The organism is Holospora elegans E1 (assembly GCF_000648275.1).
GTDB classification, from domain to species: Bacteria; Pseudomonadota; Alphaproteobacteria; order Holosporales; family Holosporaceae; genus Holospora; species Holospora undulata_A.
Genome location: NZ_BAUP01000023.1, coordinates 1 through 1,468, shown reverse-complemented (window position 1 = coordinate 1,468; position 1,468 = coordinate 1). Strand labels below are relative to the sequence as shown.

At 31.1% G+C, this 1,468-nt stretch carries 1 protein-coding gene and 2 pseudogenes; 2 read left to right on the top strand and 1 reads right to left on the bottom strand.

Annotated elements, in window-relative coordinates:
- Positions 1–298 precede the first annotated feature (298 nt).
- Positions 299–445, top strand: a pseudogene (locus tag HE1_RS09475) (transposase); the annotation flags it as partial.
- On the opposite strand, the pseudogene HE1_RS09470 reads toward HE1_RS09475, so the two are convergent.
- A pseudogene (locus HE1_RS09470) lies at positions 433–879 on the bottom strand (transposase family protein); the annotation flags it as partial. The pseudogenes HE1_RS09475 and HE1_RS09470 overlap by 13 nt on opposite strands.
- A gap of 315 nt (positions 880–1,194) precedes the next feature.
- Here HE1_RS09470 and HE1_RS08480 point away from each other — a divergent pair.
- A complete protein-coding gene (locus HE1_RS08480; protein ID WP_162531122.1) occupies positions 1,195–1,341 on the top strand; it encodes a hypothetical protein in 147 nt (48 codons plus the stop codon).
- The last annotated feature ends 127 nt before the right edge of the window (positions 1,342–1,468 follow it).

The following is a 1,468-nucleotide window of genomic DNA, read 5'->3' as shown; positions in this document are numbered from 1 at the left end:
CCCGTCAGTAAAGCGATTATTGAAGAGATGAATTCTTTCTTAAATAAATAGTTATCAACGTTTTTTTTAAATTTTACGAATGATTGAAAAAAATTTGGTAAGGTGCTCTCATCACAAGGCAAGAGAAAATTAAAATCAAAGTTTTTTCAGTCTAAAAAAAATCAGAAAGTAAGTGTAATTAAGGCCCGTCCTCAATTAATTTAATTTTTTCTGTATTTTTTGAGAATTTAATAAAAATTAAAAAGAATAAGTATGTTAAGTCAGACAGTATGCTTTGCAAGATAATCAGTAAAATAAGATAAAGGATCTTTTACCTGGAAAACCAGGTGTTTCAGCAAAAGACAATCGCCTGTTTGTGAAGGCTGTTTTATACCGTCACCAAGGGATTGCGTGGAGAGATTTACTAGAACATTTTAGAGATTTCAAGGCCATTCACACACTGCACATCTGGTAGAATAGACTTCTTCGTAAAACAACTAACTCCATAGTACAAATAGCTGAAATAAGATTAAATCTAAGTCCAAATCTTTTTCTTCTATTTTTTCAGCCATAAGTTTAAATCGTTTAAGCACTCCGATAACATTTTCATTCACCACTTTTTCACTTGAAAATTTTTTATTTTTATCTTTTTTCTTTGGTAATTCAAAGTTACGATGCAGCTTTTGCATCCTCAGTGCCAGTAATGATTTTTATTTCTCGATGAATCTTTATTGTGGATTCTTTAAATCCTCTAAAATCGTGATGCTTACCCTTTGAAAATGCCGTACATACACCTTGCCTTATTTTTTTATCTACCACGACTTGTGTTTTTATAGAAAGCCGCTTCTTTTTTCCTGAATAAAATTGCTTTTGTTTATTATTACGATTCTTTATCCTCTCTATTAGTATATAGCTAAAACATCATAAAAATAATATGAAAATGGAGCTGGATAGAGTTAAGTTATAATTATGTAATAAATTATAATTTTCGAAAAAAATATTAAAAACAAGGCACGGTTTATCATTTGAAAAAGTAGCCGCCAGATTTAACATATCTAAATCAGCAGTAGCGAGATGGAGCAAAAATCTTGAAGGAGTCAACAAAAGGAATAAACCATGGACAAAATTAGACAAAGAGAAATTATATAGAAGAATTTCCAGATAGGTGTATACTCCTGCCGAATGAAATTGTTTAAAAGTTTAATAATTTTTCTTATGCAAAGATTTTTGAAAGAAGAAGATCGTGTTGCGTTAAGAACGCAGCATCGGCAAGAAAATAAGCGACGCGTAGAAGATAGGATTACGGCAGTTTTGTTATCCGAAAAAGGGGGGATTGAGGTGCATTATTTGTGCCCTCTCTAGCCCCCTTCCCCCATAAGTGTTGAAAATGTCAAAATAAATGTTTAACAGCATTGAAATCCCCTCCTGAAATAATAATTAATGTTTTAATAAAAGATTTCTCTAGATCTAATGTAAATTGAAATAATGG